General features: G+C 63.5%; 13 protein-coding genes and 1 tRNA gene. 9 read left to right on the top strand and 5 right to left on the bottom strand.

Annotated elements, in window-relative coordinates; genetic code table 11:
* Positions 1 to 5: 5 nt before the first annotated feature.
* Positions 6 to 1,301 carry a bifunctional folylpolyglutamate synthase/dihydrofolate synthase gene (locus tag GGR39_RS12950; protein WP_183617507.1) on the top strand — a complete coding sequence of 432 codons (1,296 nt, stop codon included), beginning with the start codon at positions 6 to 8 and terminating at the stop codon, positions 1,299 to 1,301.
* Between the two features lie 25 nt (positions 1,302 to 1,326).
* On the opposite strand, the gene GGR39_RS12945 is transcribed toward GGR39_RS12950, so the two are convergent.
* Positions 1,327 to 2,664 carry an AmpG family muropeptide MFS transporter gene (locus GGR39_RS12945; protein ID WP_343055885.1) on the bottom strand — a complete coding sequence of 446 codons (1,338 nt, stop codon included), beginning with the start codon at positions 2,662 to 2,664 and terminating at the stop codon, positions 1,327 to 1,329.
* Positions 2,665 to 2,759: 95 nt separating this feature from the next.
* On the opposite strand from GGR39_RS12945, the gene GGR39_RS12940 reads away from it, so the two are divergent.
* Positions 2,760 to 3,719: a pseudouridine synthase gene (locus GGR39_RS12940; protein WP_246388685.1), complete on the top strand. Its 960-nt coding sequence runs from the start codon at positions 2,760 to 2,762 to the stop codon at positions 3,717 to 3,719.
* Positions 3,716 to 4,264, top strand: coding sequence for a 16S rRNA (guanine(966)-N(2))-methyltransferase RsmD (gene rsmD / locus GGR39_RS12935; protein ID WP_183617505.1), 549 nt, complete (start codon positions 3,716 to 3,718; stop codon positions 4,262 to 4,264). The genes GGR39_RS12940 and rsmD overlap by 4 nt, the downstream gene beginning before the upstream one ends.
* A gap of 41 nt (positions 4,265 to 4,305) precedes the next feature.
* Here rsmD and GGR39_RS12930 read toward each other — a convergent pair whose 3' ends face one another.
* Positions 4,306 to 4,923: a hypothetical protein gene (locus GGR39_RS12930; RefSeq protein WP_183617504.1), complete on the bottom strand. Its 618-nt coding sequence runs from the start codon at positions 4,921 to 4,923 to the stop codon at positions 4,306 to 4,308.
* A 116-nt stretch (positions 4,924 to 5,039) separates the two neighbouring features.
* Here GGR39_RS12930 and GGR39_RS12925 point away from each other — a divergent pair, with 116 nt between their 5' ends.
* Positions 5,040 to 7,334, top strand: a complete 2,295-nt coding sequence (locus tag GGR39_RS12925) for a UvrD-helicase domain-containing protein (RefSeq protein WP_183617554.1) — start codon at positions 5,040 to 5,042, stop codon at positions 7,332 to 7,334.
* Positions 7,335 to 7,418: 84 nt separating this feature from the next.
* Here the strand turns inward: GGR39_RS12925 and GGR39_RS12920 are convergent, their stop codons facing one another.
* On the bottom strand, positions 7,419 to 8,858 hold the full coding sequence (locus GGR39_RS12920; RefSeq protein WP_183617503.1) for a DEAD/DEAH box helicase: 1,440 nt from the start codon (positions 8,856 to 8,858) through the stop codon (positions 7,419 to 7,421).
* Positions 8,859 to 9,011: 153 nt separating this feature from the next.
* Positions 9,012 to 9,575, bottom strand: coding sequence for a hypothetical protein (locus GGR39_RS12915; protein WP_183617502.1), 564 nt, complete (start codon positions 9,573 to 9,575; stop codon positions 9,012 to 9,014).
* Between the two features lie 151 nt (positions 9,576 to 9,726).
* On the opposite strand from GGR39_RS12915, the gene GGR39_RS12910 reads away from it, so the two are divergent.
* Entirely contained in the window at positions 9,727 to 11,148 is a 1,422-nt protein-coding gene (locus tag GGR39_RS12910) for an FAD-binding oxidoreductase (RefSeq protein ID WP_183617501.1), read from the top strand.
* Positions 11,149 to 11,235: 87 nt separating this feature from the next.
* The gene (locus GGR39_RS12905) at positions 11,236 to 12,006 is read left to right on the top strand and encodes a SapC family protein (protein WP_058735432.1); all 771 of its coding nucleotides are present in this window, start codon (positions 11,236 to 11,238) and stop codon (positions 12,004 to 12,006) included.
* 218 nt (positions 12,007 to 12,224) lie between these two features.
* Here GGR39_RS12905 and GGR39_RS12900 read toward each other — a convergent pair whose 3' ends face one another.
* The gene (locus GGR39_RS12900; RefSeq protein WP_183617500.1) at positions 12,225 to 13,178 is read right to left on the bottom strand and encodes an N-formylglutamate amidohydrolase; all 954 of its coding nucleotides are present in this window, start codon (positions 13,176 to 13,178) and stop codon (positions 12,225 to 12,227) included.
* A gap of 161 nt (positions 13,179 to 13,339) precedes the next feature.
* Here GGR39_RS12900 and cpdR point away from each other — a divergent pair, with 161 nt between their 5' ends.
* The 3 genes from cpdR to GGR39_RS12885 all read left to right on the top strand — a co-directional run bounded on the left by cpdR (position 13,340) and on the right by GGR39_RS12885 (position 15,276).
* On the top strand, positions 13,340 to 13,714 hold the full coding sequence (gene cpdR / locus GGR39_RS12895) for a cell cycle two-component system response regulator CpdR (RefSeq protein WP_058735434.1): 375 nt from the start codon (positions 13,340 to 13,342) through the stop codon (positions 13,712 to 13,714).
* 98 nt (positions 13,715 to 13,812) lie between these two features.
* Positions 13,813 to 13,887 (top strand) — tRNA-Val (locus GGR39_RS12890).
* Between the two features lie 165 nt (positions 13,888 to 14,052).
* Positions 14,053 to 15,276, top strand: coding sequence for an NADP-dependent isocitrate dehydrogenase (locus GGR39_RS12885; protein WP_183617499.1), 1,224 nt, complete (start codon positions 14,053 to 14,055; stop codon positions 15,274 to 15,276).
* Positions 15,277 to 15,295: the final 19 nt, after the last annotated feature.

Here is a 15,295-nt window from a genome sequence, read left to right as displayed (position 1 = left end):
CACCGATGAAGGATTTCGCCAGCTCGGATTCGCCCGGGGTGCAACGCCAGCTCGATCGTCTCGCTGCGCTGTCCCTGCCGCAGGGGCGGTTTGGGCTGGACACGATCGTCGCGATTCTGGCCAGGCTGGGCGACCCGCAAAACTCGATTCCGCCCGCCTTCCATGTGGCAGGCACCAATGGGAAGGGATCGACCTGCGCCTATTTGCGGGCGATGCTCGAGGCAGAGGGCCTGACGGTCCACACCGCCACCAAGCCACATCTGGTCCGCTATAACGAGCGCATTCGGATTGGCGGGCAGTTGATCTCGGACGCCCTCCTGGCCGAGCTGCTGGCCGAAGTGCTCGATCGCAGCGAAGACCTTGGCCCCAGCTTTTTCGAAGTGACCACGGCGGCGATGTTCCTGGCGTTCGCCCGGCACCCCGCCGATGCCTGCGTGATCGAGACTGGCCTGGGTGGTCGGTTCGATGCCACCAACGTCATCCCGCATCCTGCCGCCGTCGGGATCGCCACGCTGGGCATCGATCACGAAGCATTCCTGCTGCGCCCCGAAGAAGGCACGCCAGACGATCCCCTGGCGCGTATCGCATTCGAAAAGGCGGGGATCATCCGCCCCGGCTCACCCGTTTGCACGATGTCCTACCCGGAGGGCGCCACCCTGGAGATCGAGCGCGCAGCGATGGCGGCGGGCGCTCCGCTGCATATGCGCGGCCGGGACTGGGACGCAACCAGCGTCGATGTGATCGAGTATTCCGATCATCACGGCTACCTGACCTTGCCGCTGCCGACGCTGGCCGGATCACACCAAGCGCAAAATGCCGCGTTGGCCGTGGCCATGCTGCGGCATCAGGATCGCGTGAGCGTGTCGGCAACTGCCATGGCGGACGGCATCGCCAACGCCGAATGGCCAGCACGATTGCAGCGACTGAACGCGGGTCCGCTGACCGCCTTGGCGGGCGCGCGCGCGGTCTGGCTGGACGGGGGGCATAACCCCGATGCGGGCATTGCTATCGCCAAACATTTCGTTGGTCAGGACCTGCATCTGATCATCGGCATGCTGGCGAACAAGGACGCTGACGCGATCGTCCGCCCCCTCAGGTCCAGTCTGTCGAGCGTGTCTGTGGTGGATGTGCCAGGACACGAAAGCCATCCGCGTTGTGCATTCGGCGAGAGGACTCAAGGCTTCCCGACCGTCGGCGATGCCCTTTCGGCCCTTCCCCAGGATGGCGTGCCGGTGCTGATTGCCGGATCGCTCTATCTCGCGGGTGAAGTGCTGAAAGCCAACCACGAAGTGCCGGATTGAGGGCTAAGCCAGAGCGCGAGCCCGCCTAATCCCTGGCATCGCCCTCACCCACCTCTCCAGCCGAGCCCATGGCGGCATCGACCAAGCCGCTGCGGATCATCCACCAGAACAGGATGATGCCCGGAAGCGCCAGCACGGTCGTCAGCACATAGAAGTTCACGTAGCCGAAGCGTTCGATCATCACGCCCGCCGTGGTGCCGGTCAGGAAGCGGCCGATGATGCTCGCCCCCGCCGAAATCAGGGCATATTGCGAGGCGGTGAAGCGCAAGTCGCACAGCGCCGAGAAGTAGGCCACGACGACAACGCCGCCAAATCCGCTTGCGACATTCTCAAACCCGATCGACCCCGCCATGCCCCAGTTCGAATGCCCCGCCGCAGCCAGCATCGCGAAGCTGAGGTTCGACACCGCCATCAGCACCAGCGCAATCATCAGCGATCGTTTCAAGCCCAACCGCGTATAGGCCACCCCGCCTATGAAGATGCCGACAAAGTAGGCCCAGAAACCCAGGCCGACATCATAGATCGCGATTTCGTCGTTGCTGAAGCCAAGGTCATCAAACAGCAGCCGGAACGTCAGGTTGGCCAGCGTGTCGCCGATCTTGTGGACCAGGATGAAGGCTAGGACCAGACCGGCCCCGGCGCGGCTGAAGAACTCCACGAACGGGCCGACGATGGAGGACCATACTTCGCTCAAGCCACGCCGTTGCAGCACGACTTGCCGCCTTGCGGGTTCCCCAAGGACGATGGCCGTAATCATCGCCGGTAGCGCGAACACCGCGCAGGCCATGTAGGCAACGCTCCAACCGCTGCGCGCGGCCAGCACCAGCGCCAGCGCGCCCGCGCCAGCTGACCCCACGCGCCAGCCATACTGGCTCATGCCCGATCCTGTGCCAAGCTGATAAGGCTTCAGGGTTTCGATCCGGTACGCGTCGATCACGATATCGAAGCTGGCCCCGGCGGCGCCGACGAGAACCGCCGCGATCACCGTCGCCTGAAGGTCTGCCGCGGGATCCACCAAAGCCAGGTTAATGGTCGCCGCAATCACCAGCACGCCGATGACGATCATCCACGACACGCGCTGCCCCAGCGCGCCGATCACCGGCAGACGCACCCCGTCGATGATCCAGGCCCAAAAGAACTTCAGGTTGTACACGAGGAACGCCAGCGTGAACGCGGTGATTGTGGATTTCTGGATATTGTCCTGGGACAGACGCGTGGTCAGCGTCGCGCCGATCATGGCGAACGGAAAGCCGGAGGACAGCCCCAGCGCGAACGCCGCAAGCGATTCCCGCTCCAGATAGGGCTTGATCGATCCCAGGATGCCCGGTCGCCCCGTGCCGTCTGCTTCGATCGTTTCGGCCACTCCGATCCCTTCACCATCAAAGCTTGCATGAATAGCGCCCCCCGCAGCGATGGGAAGGCTGGATGATCGCGCGATCAACAGCTATGCGCGAGGTTATGGCCCAACCACCCCGTAAATCTACCCCACGCACCCCTGGTGACCGACGCGGTCCGCCGCGCGGTCGCTTTGCCGATACATCCTCGGCGCAGCGTGGTCCGTTTCCCAAGCCTCCCGCGCCGCGTCTCAAGCGTGCGTCAACCGCGAACCCCAACGTCCCGCCCAAGGCGTCGGTGCCGCTGCGAAAGGACGGAGAGGCGGGCGAGCGTATCGCCAAGCTGCTTGCAAGGGCGGGCGTCGCCAGTCGGCGCGAAGTGGAGCGGATGATCGTCGAAGGGCGCGTGAAGATCGCGGGTGAGCTGGTGACGACGCCCGCCACGCTGTTGACTGATCTTCGCGGCGTGACGGTGGACGACATTGCGGTGAAGGCGGCCGAGGCGACCCGCCTTTTCGCCTTTCACAAGCCCGCCGGCCTGATCACCGCCGAGCGAGACCCGGCTGGACGGCCGACGATATATTCTGCCTTGCGCAATGCCCTACCCGCCGGCGCAGGCCGGGTGATGCCGGTCGGCCGGTTGGACTTCAACACCGAAGGCCTGCTGCTGTTGACCAACGATGGCGAGTTCAAGAGGCTGCTGGAACTGCCGGCCACCAAGATCCCGCGCACATACCGTGCTCGCGCTTTCGGGACCGTGTCCCAGGCCCAGCTTGAGGAACTGATCGAGGGCGTTGAGATCGAAGGCATGCACTATGGCCGCATCGATGCGAACATGGAGCGCAAGACCGGTCGCAACCAGTGGATCGAAATGACCATCACGGAGGGCAAGAACCGTGAAGTGCGCCGTGTGCTGGAACATCTCGGGCTGGAAGTGAGCCGCTTGATCCGTGTCGGGTATGGCCCCTTCGCGCTGGACGAATTGCCCAAAGGCTCAGCGATCGAAATCGCGCCCAAGTATATCGAAGCGTTTCGCAGCACTCTCAGCACGCGTCCTGCCCCTCGCACCGAGCAGGTCGAATGAGGATCGTCGCCGGGCAATGGCGTGGCCGCCCGCTGGTCGCGCCGGAGGGCGATATCACGCGTCCCACTGCCGACCGTACGCGCGAAACGCTGTTCTCGATGCTGACCAGTCGGCTTGGGGATTTTGAGGGCCTGCGCGTCGCCGACCTGTTCGCCGGCTCGGGCGCTCTGGGGCTTGAGGCTTTGTCGCGCGGGGCGGCGCATTGCATCTTCGTGGAGCAGGATGCAGCAGCCATCCGGGCGCTGCGCAGCAATGTTGCGAACCTAAAGGCGCAGGAAAAGAGCGACGTTCGCGCCGCCTCCGTCATGGCGATGGGTGCTTGCCGAGGTGAACCGCTGCACCTGGTTCTGCTCGACCCGCCCTATGAGACGAACTCCGGCGCGGTCGCGATCGACAAGCTGACGCGGCTGGGCTGGATCGCCCCGTCGGCATGGATCAGCCTGGAAACCTCCCGCAAGGAGGACGTGTCCGTGAAGGGCTATTTCGTGGAAGCGACGCGGGATGTGGGTAAGGCGCGGCTGCATCTGTTGCGCCGCGAAGATTAGACGCCGGCCCTGCCCCGAAAGGCAAGAGCCGGCGTAGTGCATTACTTGCCGCCGCGATTGCGACAGCCGTCCGTCACCGTCTTGCTGCAGACCGGATAAGACTTGTTCATGGCGTCGGCGGGCGGCGGCGTCAGCGCACCCTTGTATGGGCCGCCCTGATAGCCAGGATCGGCCGGCATGGCCGGGCGCGCTGCTTGCTCGGCGGACTGCGGGTTGGGAACGCCGGCAGTCGGCATGCCTGGTCCGGGAGGATTGGCCTGGCCTTCGGGCGTGGTGGGGGTCTGGCCCGCCATCTGCTGCTGGATCGATTGCCAGGCGATCGCGCGCTGCTCGGGCGACATCTTGTATATCTGGCCCTGCTGGTCCGGGGTGAGAGCCCAGTACCCGGCCTGCTGCTCGGGTGTTAGCGTCCAGTAATAGGTCTGGTTTTCGATCGGCCAGGCCTGATAGCTGGTCTGCCGGTCTGCAGGCCAGGTGGCGTAAGTGGTCTTCTGCTGCACCGTCATCACATAGGGCTTCTGCGTCGAACTGGTGACGGGCACCTGCTCAGTGGTGGTGACGGTGGTGGTCGTGGGGCCATCCGCGTCCTGTGCGAAGAGGACGGACGGAACGGCGGTGAACGCCAGGGCAGCGGCCCCGGCAAGCAGCATCTTGCGCATGGTTTTCTCCGTAACAACGGTTAAGCCTCAACGACGCACTGACCGCGCAATTGTTCCGCCCTGCCCGTCGTCCGGCCTTGCAACGCACGGCTGCGTTCCCTAGCTGTTCACGGGTGATTGCTCCCCTTACCCCCCCGGCCGGCGCGAGCGCCGATCCCCTGATCGACAGCTTGAACGAACCGCAGCGTGAGGCCGTGCTGACCACCGAGGGGCCGGTGCTGATGCTGGCGGGCGCGGGCACGGGAAAGACCGCCGCGCTTACCGCGCGTTTGGCGCACCTCGTGCGGGCCCGTCTCGCCTGGCCATCGGAAATCCTGTGCGTCACTTTCACCAACAAGGCAGCGCGCGAGATGCGCGAGCGCGTGGGGCACCTGATCGGCCCGGCGGTTGAAGGCATGCCGTGGTTGGGGACGTTCCACTCGATCGCGGCGAAAATGCTGCGCCGTCACGCCGAACTGGTCGGGCTGCAATCGAACTACACCATCATCGACACCGATGATCAGCTGCGACTGCTCAAGCAATTGATCCAGGCGGAAGGTCTGGATGAAAAGCGGTGGCCGGCGCGCCAGTTGGCGGGGTGCCTCGATCGCTGGAAGAACCGCGGCCTCAACCCCGATCAGCTCGATGCGGCGGAGAACGAGGCTTATGCCAATGGTAAGGGCGAACACTTCTATCGCCTGTATCAAGGGCGGCTGAAGGCACTGAACGCCTGCGATTTCGGCGATCTTCTGCTGCACATGGTCAACATCTTGCGCACTCATCCAGAGGTGCTCGATCAGTATCGCCAGCGCTTCAAGTACGTCATGGTGGACGAGTATCAGGACACCAACCAGGTCCAGTATCTCTGGCTGCGCCTGATCGCGCAGGGCCGCCAGAACATTTGTGTGGTGGGTGATGACGACCAGTCGATCTATTCGTGGCGCGGGGCCGAAGTGGCCAATATCCTGCGGTTCGAAAAGGACTTCGCCGGGGCCAAGGTGATCCGGCTGGAGCAGAACTATCGCTCCACCCCGCAAATCCTGGCCGCCGCCTCAGGCCTCATCAACGAAAATAGCCAGCGGTTGGGCAAGACGCTGTGGACCGAGCGGCATCCGGGCGACCCGGTGCGCGTCATCGGGGTATGGGATGGCCCGGAAGAAGCGCGACGGGTCGGCGAAGAGATCGAGCGGCTGGAGCGGGAAGGCGCAGGCCTTGCGCAAGTCGCGATCCTGGTGCGCGCGCAATACCAGACGCGCGAGTTCGAAGATCGCTTTATCCAGATTGGCCTGAATTACCGGATCGTCGGTGGGTTCCGATTCTATGAGCGAGCGGAAATTCGCGATGCCCTCGCTTACTTGCGCGTGATCGCTCAGCCGGCGGATGATCTGGCGTTTGAGCGTATCTACAACGCCCCCAAGCGCGGCCTGGGCGCCAAGGCGCTGGAAAAGCTGCACGTTCATGCGCGGCGGCGCTCGATCCCGTTGGCTCTGGCCGCGCTGGAGATCGCCGATACCGATGAACTGCCCGCCCGGGCGCGTAATACCTTCCTGGCGCTGATGCGCGATTTCGCCCGCTGGCGGGAAAGTTCATCCACCACCAGCCCGGCGGACCTCATCCGCACGGTCATGGATGAAAGCGGCTACACCGATGCGCTTCAGGCCGAGAAGACCGCTGAGGCGGCGGGTCGGCTGGAGAACCTGGCCGAGCTCGCGCGTGCGATGGAGGAATACGATACGCTGGGTGACTTCCTCGAACACGTCAGCCTGGTGATGGACAACGAGGCTGCGGACGAGAGCGAGAAGGTCACGATCATGACCATGCACGGCGCGAAGGGCTTGGAATTCGATCATGTGTTCCTGCCCGGTTGGGAGGAAGGCGTGTTCCCATCGCAGCGTTCGCTCGACGAAGGCGGCTTGGCCAGCCTGGAGGAGGAACGGCGGCTTGCCTATGTCGCGATCACCCGCGCCCGGCGGCGCTGCACGATCCTTCATGCCGCCAACCGGCGCATCTATGGCCAGTGGTCCAGTTCGATCCCTTCGCGCTTCATCTCCGAGTTGCCGGCCGAGCACGTGGTGCAGGAAACCACGATGACCGGCGGCGCATCGCTGTGGCGGGCGCAGTGGTCGGAACATAACGATCCGTTCGCCGATGTGGCGCGCGCGCAGCCCGCTCGCACCGTAACACGCGGTCCCGGCTGGCAACGCGCGGCCGCGAAGGAATTCGAGACGATCCCGCGCCGCGTGGCCGAAAGCACGCGCTCGGCCGCCAGCTTCGCCGCCAAACCGCGGACCGACCTTTCGATCGGCGCGCGCGTTTTCCACGAAAAGTTCGGCTACGGGGCTATCGCCGCGCAGGAGGGCAACAAGCTGGAGATCGACTTCGAGCAAGCCGGCCGCAAGCGCGTGATCGACAGTTTCGTCAAACCCGCTTGAGAATTTAGACTAACGCAATGCGCCGCCGGCTGGCGCATCGCCAAGGCGAGCGAGCCCCGCGAAACCGCCGAGCATTGCCTCAGTTTAGGAAAGCGCCGATACGTTGAGGAAGCTCGGCACCGGGCCATTCCATCCGTCGTCACCGCCCTGCTGTTCTTCGGCATGGGCCTTACGGTTATGCCGAGGCTTGTCCGCCACCGCATCGCGGCGCGGGGAGCGGCTTTGCACTTTCTGGCGGGGACGCTCCTCGCTCGGACGATCTTCCCGCGTCGGTCGTTCTGTACGTGCGGGCCGCTCATCCTTCGAAGGGCGCTCTTCCCGTGCGGGCTGCTCTTCACGACGGCTGTTGCGCGCACGCTTCTCGCGCTTGGGCGGTTCGGCTTCGGCGTCGTCCGCAGTCGCGACGGAACCGGCCGCTTCATAGACCGGGATAGTGCCGCCGGTCAGTTTCTCGACGTTCGCGATCGCTTCGGCATCTTCCGGCGCGACGAAGGTGAAGGCGCGCCCTAGCGCTCCGGCGCGGCCAGTACGGCCGATACGGTGGACATAATCGTCGGGATGCCACGGCGTGTCGAAGTTGAAGACGTGGCTCACGCCCTTCACATCCAATCCGCGCGCGGCGACATCGGATGCAACGAGGATGTTGATCTTGCCATCCTTGAACCGCTGCAATTCGGCGATGCGTGAGGCCTGATCCATGTCGCCATGGATTTCACCGCTCGAAAATCCGTACCCGTTCAGGCTCTTGTTGATCTCCCGCACGGTGGTCTTGCGATTGCAGAAGATGATACCGGTCTTGACGTCCTCGCTCTGCAGCAAATGGCGCAAAACGTCGCGCTTCTTGCGCGCGGGCACCGCGACCTTGAACTGCGCGATGTTGACGTTGGCGCTCGCCGGGCGAGCAACCTCGATATACTTGGGGTTCGTCAGGAACCGGTCCGCCAGCTTCTTGATCGGCGGCGGCATCGTGGCCGAAAACAGCAGGGTCTGGCGGCTGGTGGGCAGCTTGGTGCAGATATTCTCGATATCGGGGATGAAGCCCATGTCGAGCATGCGGTCCGCTTCGTCGATCACCAGCAGCGAGCAACCGGTCAGCAGGATCTTGCCACGCTCAAACAAGTCCATCAGGCGGCCTGGCGTGGCGATGAGCACGTCGACGCCTTCGGACAGCGCCTTCACCTGATCGCCCATCTGCACGCCGCCGATTAGCAGCGCCATCTTCAGGTCATGGTTCTTGCCGTATTTCTCAAAATTCTCCGCGACCTGGGCGGCCAACTCACGCGTGGGCTCAAGGATCAGAGAGCGCGGCATCAAGGCGCGGCGTCGACCATTCGCCAGAATGTCGATCATCGGCAAGACGAAGCTGGCGGTCTTGCCAGTGCCGGTCTGGGCGATGGCGATCAGATCGCGCATCATATGGACCTGCGGGATCGCCTGTTCCTGGATCGGAGTCGGCGTGGTGTAGCCCGAATCCACGACTGCTTTGAGCAATTCGTCTGACAAGCCGAGATCGGCGAAATTCATAGGCTTTGGCAATGTCCGGATAAATCGGGTTAAGTCGAAAAGCGAGACCGGCAGTAACCGATCCAGCGTTCTACTGACGCACGCTTGCCGCGCTCTAGAGGCAACTGGCCGCGAAAGTCAAGGTTTTGCTTGCCGCGCCGAGCCGCGGGGGCCTCAGCGTTCCTGCGCGACCAACTGGCGCAGCCGCGTCAACTTGCAGCTGGAGCCGCTGCGCGACAGCAGCGTATCGCGATCGACGCACAGCATCCCGTCCTGACTGCGCGAAATGTAGAACCCGGAATAGAACGCGCGGGAGTGGCAGGTGCGCTCAAGCTCGGCGTTGATGATACGCCGATCGCGCAGGAACAGGATAAGGTTCGACGGTCCGTTCGGCTCTACCCCCACGATGCTGTTGCCGGGGAGACATTTGCCCATCTTCCGCTCCGAAAAGCGCGGGCCGATCGGGCGCGGCGGCGATGGCACGACAACATCCCCTCCGCGCGGCGCGACCCTGATCGTCATGCGCTGTTCGATATGCACTTGCGCGGCGGTTTGCGGGCCATAGCTGCGGATAACACCCAGCGGCCAGTCGGGCGCATCCTGGGTCGCGGTTTCTTCCGGATAGAGACCGGCCGCCTCGTCGGAAACCGATGGCTCGACAGCGGACTCATCGTCACCCCCGCTCACCGCCGAGATCATCAGAAGCAACGGCGCAAACAAGGCACTGGCAAGATTCATCGGTGTGGTTTGTCCCCTAACTCTTTGAAAGCAGCAGTTTGGCCCTAGCGCAAGCGCTTGAATGGCCGCTTAACCCCCGCATTGCGCCGGGACGACCTGCGCCGGAGGGTGGGTAGGCGCGCCCGCAGCTTTTGTGCCATACCAGACGGCCATGACCGACCACGCCCTATTCCTTGCCGCCGCCGACGAAATTCTCGGCTCCCGCGGTTTGACCCGCGATCCAGACCTGATCGAGCCTTGGCTCACCGACTGGCGCGGGCGATTTCACGGGCAGGCGATGGCGATGGCATCTCCCGCGTCGACCGAGGAATTGGCGGCTCTCGTCAGATTGTGCGTGGCGCACCACGTGCCGATCGTGCCGCAAGGCGGCAACAGCGGTATGGCCGGCGGGGCAACGCCTGACGAGACGGGAACCGCCCTGCTCCTCTCGCTGCGTCGCCTCAATACTATCGGCCCGGTCGATGTTGAGGGGCAAAAGGTTACCTGTGGCGCAGGCGTCATCCTCCAAACTTTGCACGAAGCGGCCGAGGCGGCGGGAATGCGTTTTGCGCTGACGCTGGGCGGCAAGGGTTCGGCCACGGTCGGCGGGCTGATCGCCACCAACGCGGGCGGCACGCAAGTCCTGCGGCATGGGTCGATGGGCGCGCTTGTGCTGGGCCTGGAAGTGGTGACCCCGGACGGGCAGGTCTTCTCGGCCCTGACGCCGCTGAAGAAGGACAATCGCGGGTTCGACCTGAAGCAGGTGTTCATCGGCTCGGAAGGAACGCTGGGCATCGTCACGGCGGCCACTCTGAAGGTTGTGCCGGCGATCGCACGGCGCGTGGTGATCTGGGCCGGGGTGGCCGATGTGAAGACCGCGCGCGCGCTGCTGCTTCATTGCGAGGCGATGGTGGCAGACGGATTGGAGGGCTTCGAAATCCTGCCCCAAGCTTCGTTGGAGGCCGTCATCGATCACGTCCCCGCAACGCGCCCTCCTCTGGAAAGCGGACACCCGTGGCATGTTCTGATCGAGGTTGTCAGTGATCGATCCGGCGCGGATGGCTTGCAGGAGCGGTGCGAGGCGATGCTGGAGGCCGCCTTTGAAAAAGACCTGCTAGACGACGCAGTGATCGCGGCGAACGAAACCCAGGCCGAGGCGTTCTGGCAAATCCGCGATTCGATCTCTGCGGCGGAGCGCGCCCGCGGCCCGGCGGTGCAGCACGATGTTTCGGTGCCGGTGGAAGCGATGCCCGCTTTCATCGACGAAGCCGTTCCCCGTTTGCAACAAGCATGGCTAGGCACCGAGGCGATCGCCTTTGGGCATCTGGGTGATGGGAATGTCCATTTTCACGTTATCGCCCCGCAAGGGACGGATGGCCCCACCTGGCATTCCGGCGACGGGAAAGCGATCAGCCGTGACGTGCACGATCTCGTCACCCGGTGGGGCGGCTCGATCTCCGCCGAGCATGGTATCGGCCAGTTGAAGCGTGATGAATTGGCGCGCCTGGGCGATCCGGTGCAGCTCGACCTGATGCGCCGGATCAAGCACGCGCTGGACCCGAATGGCCTGCTCAATCCCGGCAAGCTGATCTGATACGCAGGCGGGGGCACGGCTTGCGCACGACCGGTCCAAGCCCTATGGCCGCGCGCTACAAGAACGCGCCACATGCGGAGAAAAGCGATGGCCAGCGCGCCGGATAACGTATCCCTTCCCCTCTTCTACAACGACCTGGTGCTGCTGAGCTCGCAAGAGCATAGCAACTGGAAGAGCCGCGCGACCGACAAGGCCACATGGCTGGCCAACGTCAACACCGTGCCGCTGACCGTGGAAGAGTTCCCGCTGGCGCAGCGCAACTTCCCGATCGTGTTCACCGCGGGCGAGAATCCCTTTCCGATCGCGCTGATGGGCTTGAACGAGGGCGTAAACGTCTTCGTAGAGGATGACGGCAACGTGCCGCAGCCGGTCTACATTCCGGCTTACGTCCGCCGCTACCCCTTCCTCCTCGCCCGCGTTCAGCCCGATTCGGAAGAGATGTCGCTGTGCGTCGATCCCACCAGCGACTTGGTGGGCGAACTGGACGAGGGACAGCCGCTGTTCGACGGCAACGAGCCAAGCGAAAGCTGCCGCGCGACCCTGCAATTCTGCGAGCAGTTCGAGATTGCCGGCCAGAAGACCGCCAGCTTCATGGCAGAGCTGGAAAAGCACAACCTGCTGATGGACGGCGAATTGAACATCGACGTCGGCAACGGCCAGCCCTTCAACTACCGTGGCTTCCGCATGGTGGATGAGAACAAGCTGCGCGAACTGCGCGGCGACATCCTCCGCAACTGGAACCAGAGCGGCTTGCTCGCCCTGATCTACGCGCACCTGTTCTCGCTCGACCTCGTGCGCGACATTTTCGGTCGCCAGGTGGAACAGGGCAAGGGCCCGGCGGTACCGCAGCCGGTCTGATCCAACGGCCGCCGCGGGTGGTCGCGTGGCCATCCGCGTTGCGGTGAACGGTTCGTCGACAACGCGCTTGCAACGGAACGGTTGTCCCATTATGTTGCAATTGCTTCGCCAACGCTGCCCTCATGGCTTGGCGAAGTTGGTGCACTTTGTGCACCTCCTCCCTGAACCTTGGCCACCTCGTGCATTTGCACGGGGTGGTTTTTTTGGGCAATCCAAAACTATTCGGCGGCCAACGGCCACACGCCTGAACTCCCGGCTTCGGCCAATTCGGCGACGGCTTGGGAAAGTGTTCGCACCAAGCCGCACAGCACATCGACCACGTCGATGAAGCCGTCTCCGGTCTCGACTAGCGCGGCGTCCAGATAGGTCGCCCGGTCGATCTCAATTTGCATCGCGTGCAGACCGGCGGAAGGTTTCGCGTGCCGCTCCAGCACATAGCCGCCCGCGTAAGGGCGATTGTGGGCGGCGCCCCGTCCGGTCCGGGCAAAATGCGCGAACGCTGACGCCACGAGTGATCCCGCGCTGCTCGCGCCGAATCGGTCTCCCACGACGAATTGCGCGCCGGGATGCCCTCCCCGCGCCGGAAGCGACGGCATCGAGTGCAGGTCCAGCAGCAGGGCCGCACCCCACCGCTCGGCATGCGCGCGCATCATCTCGCCAAGGCAGGTGTGGTACGGCTCGTGGATCTGGGTGACCCGCTCCGTCAGGTCTTTCCCATCCAGCGGCCGTCGCCACAATTCTCCCAGCCCCGGCAACCGTCGCGGGATGAGGCCGAGACCCGTGCGAGCGCGCCGGCCAGCTCCGGACGTCACCGTGTCGGGCCGGTCCGTCCTGGTGAACATCTCCCAGTCCACATCGTCTGGCGCGCGATTGAGGTCAATCATCGCCCGTGGTGCCTGCGCGATCAGCAGCGCGGCTCCTGTCTGCTGCGCCACTGCACGAGCCAGGCGATCGACGTAGCGATCTTCCAGCTTGAGGCACGACGATTCGGCGTTGCGCATGTCGTCAAGCAGGCGGCGGGGATAGCCTCGTCCCGCATGTGGCACGGCCAGAATCACCGGCAGGCAGGAAGCACTGGCGGACCATACCCGGTAGGCGGCGGTGCCTGGCAGGCCAGGAATTCTCCCCCCGGTGCAAACAGCGGACTCGATGGGTGATTTTTGCCTATGCATCACGTTTTTGCTGTCTTGTTTAAAGGCCCGTGTCACAAGGCCGACGGGGATGGCGGAAGAGATAACACGTGATTTCGCGGACAGGAATTTTAACTCCTCACCCTTAATGTGGCTGCTCAAGGCGTCGGTAAGCGACGCGCGATTTTCGGAATATCCAAAGAATGATCCGCATCCTGCTCGCCGAAGACGATCAAGCCATGCGAACCTACCTTTCCCGCGCTCTTCAGAATGCGGGATATGACGTGGTGGCAGTTGATCGTGGAACCGACGCCCTGCCCCTGCTTCAACAAGAGGCGTTCGACCTGCTGTTGTCCGACATCGTGATGCCGGAAATGGATGGGATCGAATTGGCGCAACGCTGCAATGAGGTTTCCCCCCACACCAAGGTGATGTTCATCACCGGATTCGCCGCCGTCACCTTGCGCGCCAGTCGTGAAGCGCCGCAGGCGCGGGTTCTGTCCAAGCCGTTTCACCTTCGCGATCTGGTGCTTGAAGTGCAGCGTGTTTTCGGTCTTGCTGAACATGCTCGACTTTAGTCTCGTAACAGGGCTTGCATCCCGCCTGGGGCGCAGTTAAAGGGCGCTCCTCCGACGGGCCGGATCACTCTGGCTCGGCGGGAAAACGAATGGTGTTCGGGCGTATAGCTCAGTGGTAGAGCACTATGTTGACATCGTAGGGGTCGCAAGTTCAATCCTTGCTACGCCCACCATTCGAATGGCCCGCTAGCCTTACGGTTTAGCGGGCTTTTTCGTATCTGGGCGCATGTCGGCGCGTCCTTCATCCATCGGACTTGTGAAGGGCCCCTCACTTGCCTTGCTAAGCAACGCCCCCCTGCCTAATAAGCCGCAAAATCCTCACCCCCAGGAGTGTTTGCATGGAAAAGATCAAGGTCAAGAACCCGGTCGTCGAGATGGACGGCGACGAGATGACGCGGATTATCTGGCAGTGGATCCGTGAGCGTCTCATCCTCCCCTACCTCGACATCGACCTGAAGTACTATGACCTGTCGATCGAGAACCGTGACGCCACCGACGATCAGGTGACGGTGGATTGCGCCAACGCGACCAAGGAATTCGGCGTCGCCGTAAAGTGCGCCACCATCACGCCTGACGAAGCCCGCGTCGAGGAATTCAGCCTCAAGAAGATGTGGAAGTCGCCCAACGGCACCATCCGCAACATCCTGGGCGGCGTCGTTTTCCGCGAGCCGATCGTGATCTCGAACGTTCCCCGCCTTGTGCCGGGCTGGACCGACCCGATCGTCGTCGGCCGCCATGCTTTTGGTGATCAGTACCGCGCCACCGACACGCTGATCCCGGGCCCCGGTAAGCTGCGCCTGGTCTTCGACGGCGCGGACGGCAAGAGCATCGACCTCGACGTGTTCGACTTCCCCTCCTCGGGCGTCGCCATGGCGATGTACAACTTGGACGATTCGATCCGCGATTTCGCGCGCGCTTCTTTCAACTATGGCCTGAACCTGGGTTGGCCGGTATACCTGTCGACCAAGAACACGATCCTCAAGGCCTATGACGGCCGCTTCAAGGATCTGTTCCAGGAAGTGTTCGACAATGAAGGCTTCGCCGAACAGTTCAAGGCCAAGGGCATCGTCTATGAGCATCGCCTGATCGACGACATGGTCGCCTCGGCGCTCAAGTGGTCTGGCAAGTTCGTCTGGGCCTGCAAGAACTACGACGGCGACGTGCAGTCGGACACCGTGGCGCAGGGCTTCGGCTCGCTGGGCCTGATGACCTCGGTCCTGCTCTCGCCCGACGGCAAGACGGTCGAGGCTGAAGCGGCGCACGGCACCGTGACGCGCCACTATCGCCAGCATCAGCAGGGCAAGGCCACATCGACCAACCCGATCGCCTCGATCTTCGCCTGGACCCAAGGTCTCAGCTATCGCGGCAAGTTCGACGACACGCCGCAGGTGGTGAAGTTCGCCGAGACGATCGAGCGCATCTGCATCGAGACTGTCGAGCAGGGCAAGATGACCAAGGATCTTGCGCTTCTGATCGGCCCCGATCAGCCATGGATGACCACCGAGCAATTCTTCGAAGAGATCGTGCAGAATCTCGATGCGGAGATGGCCGCCTGGGCCTGACACTCCTGATCTGAGTGCT

Source organism: Novosphingobium fluoreni (genome assembly GCF_014196615.1).
In the GTDB taxonomy this organism is placed as follows: domain Bacteria; phylum Pseudomonadota; class Alphaproteobacteria; order Sphingomonadales; family Sphingomonadaceae; genus Novosphingobium; species Novosphingobium fluoreni.
This window is presented reverse-complemented; position numbering and strand designations above follow the sequence as displayed.